This window comes from Dietzia cercidiphylli, from assembly GCF_014145145.1.
GTDB lineage: Bacteria > Actinomycetota > Actinomycetes > Mycobacteriales > Mycobacteriaceae > Dietzia > Dietzia natronolimnaea.
In genome coordinates, this window is the sequence record NZ_JAALEA010000333.1 from 1 (window position 1) to 2,466 (window position 2,466).

The following is a 2,466-nucleotide window of genomic DNA, read 5'->3' on the forward strand; positions in this document are numbered from 1 at the left end:
TGCGCCCCGGGGCCCGTCAGCACCGGCCTCCGGCCGGAGGGCCGATCCGCCTCCGGCGCGGCCGATCGGCGACCGTCCACCGGGACGCTCCCCGTCCGGGTGGCGTGGGGCAGCATCAGGCCCCCGTCGTAGGGCGCGCCGCTCTGCGGGGACCGCCGTGAACTCATGTCCAAAATGTAGGCGCTCGGGGGCGTGGGGTCACGCAGAATCGTTGCCATGGACACGAACTTCTCTAGAACTCGTTCTACTTATTGAGAGTTTGACCTGATCAGGGTGCCGTCTGGACATGAGAACAAGTTCAGGTCACAATGTGAGGACAGCCACATTTCGTCCGCCCTCGCGAAGGATTCTGCCATGACCGAAGCTGCTGACCATTCGACCGATCCGCTCGCCGGAACCAACCCGGAGATGAACGAGGCCGCGGTGTTCGAGGCCGTCGCCGACAAGATCCCGGACAACGCACTGCTGACCATGGACGGCGTCGACTACACCTACCGTCAGGTCGACGATCTCGCCAACCAGATGGGGCACCTGCTCCGCGCCCACGGTGCGGAGCCGCTCAGCCACGTCGCGCTCTACATGAAGAACAGCACCGCGCACATGGCGGCCATCATCGGGTGCATGAAGACCCGGGTGGCCGGGATCAACGTGAACTACCGGTACACCGCGCCCGAGTTGGTCTACCTGTTCAACGACTCCAAGTCGATCGCCGTGCTGGTCGACGCCGAGTTCGCCGAGACCATGGCCGCAGCGGTCCCGAAGCTCGAGACCGTGCGTACCGTGATCGTGTTCGGCGGCGTCCCGGAGGTCCTGGCCTCGGCGTGTGCCGAGAAGGGCCTGACGGTGGTCGACGGGGACACCGAGTGGCCGGCACAGTCGGCGGAGCGGGACTTCGAGCCCGTCCGCGGCGACGACCACTGGATCGTCTACACCGGCGGGACCACCGGCTTCCCCAAGGGCGTGCAGTGGCACATGTCGGACTACTTCTACGCGTGCCTGTCCGGGGGCAACCCCTACGGTGACAAGCGGCACAGCCCCGCCGAGGTCGCCGACAACGTCTCGCCCGACGGCGGGATGAAGGTGGTCATCTCGGCCCCGCTCATGCACGGTGCGGGCCTGTTCACGCTGCTGACCTTCGTGAACCTCGGCGGCCACCTCATCATGTTCCGCGAGTTCGACGCGGCGGAGATCATCCGGGCGACCGCCGAGCACAAGGCGCACATCCTCATGTTCGTCGGCGACGGCATGGCGGTGCCGCTGACGGACGAGCTGGTCAAGGGCACCGAGACCATGGACTTCAGCACCCTGTTCATGATGGCCTCCGGCGGCGGCATCTGGTCCAAGTCCAGCCGCGAGCGCGTGCTCGAGGTGCTGCCCAACATCATCATCCGCGACAACTTCGGCGCCTCGGAGGCCGGCAACGACGGCGAGCTCGGGATGAGCGAGTCCGGCGAGATGACCATCCCGGCCAGCCCGAAGCTCGGCCTGGTCGACGAGGACTTCCATCCCATCGAGCCGGGCTCGGACGAGATCGGCTACATCGTCCGCCGCGGTCACCTGCCGATCGGTTACTGGAACGACCCGGAGAAGACCGCCAAGACGTTCCCCGTGGTCGACGGTCGACGCGTCTCGGTCCTGGGCGACATGGGACAGCTCCGCGAGGACGGCACCATCGTGTTCCTCGGCCGCGGTTCGGGGTGCATCAACACCGGCGGCGAGAAGGTCTTCCCGGAGGAGGTCGAGCAGGCGCTCAAGGCGCACCCGGCCGTGCACGACGCGCTCGTCGCCGGGGCGCCGGACCCGCGCTACGGCCAGAAGGTCGCCGCCGTGGTCTCGTTCCGCGAGGGGCAGTCGGTGGAGCAGGACGAGCTGTCCGAGTTCCTGCGTCAGTCACTGGCCAACTACAAGGTCCCCAAGGTGATCGTCGACGTGCCCGAGATCCGCCGCTCGCCCGCGGGCAAGGCCGACTACAAGTGGGCCAAGGACCAGCTGCCCGCGAGCTGACGGCACGGCGCTAGTCCGTCGCGAGGATGCGCTCGACCGCGCCCAGCGGGACCCCCACCCAGCTGGGCCGGTTGCGCGACTCGTACACCACCTCGTAGAGGGCCTTGTCCAGCGTGTACGCCCGGAGGAGCGCACCGGAGTCGCGGGGGTCCGAGTCGCTCACCTCGGCGTACCCGGCGCAGAAGGCGTCGACGTTACGGTCCCGCCACTCGCGGGCCCGGAACCGCAACTGCCGGTCGTCGACCCCCACCAGCGTGTGCTGGGCGGCGTAGTCGAGGCTGCGCAGGATCCCCGCCACGTCGCGGGCGGGGGAGTCCGGCACCCGGCGTTCGGCCAGCGGGGCGGCCGGCTCGCCCTCGAAGTCGATGATGATCCAGCGGTCCGGGGCCCGCAGGGTCTGGCCCAGGTGCAGGTCGCCGTGGACGCGGTGGACCGGCACCGGGCCGGACCCGGCGACCTCGT

General features: G+C 68.7%; 1 protein-coding gene and 1 pseudogene. One reads left to right on the forward strand and one right to left on the reverse strand.

Annotation, left to right across the window (positions count from 1 at the left end; genetic code table 11):
- The first annotated feature begins 354 nt into the window (after positions 1 to 354).
- Positions 355 to 2,004, forward strand: a complete 1,650-nt coding sequence (locus tag G6028_RS12080) for an AMP-binding protein (protein ID WP_182638507.1) — start codon at positions 355 to 357, stop codon at positions 2,002 to 2,004.
- Positions 2,005 to 2,014: 10 nt separating this feature from the next.
- On the opposite strand, the pseudogene G6028_RS12085 reads toward G6028_RS12080, so the two are convergent.
- A pseudogene (locus G6028_RS12085) lies at positions 2,015 to 2,466 on the reverse strand (maltokinase N-terminal cap-like domain-containing protein); the annotation flags it as partial.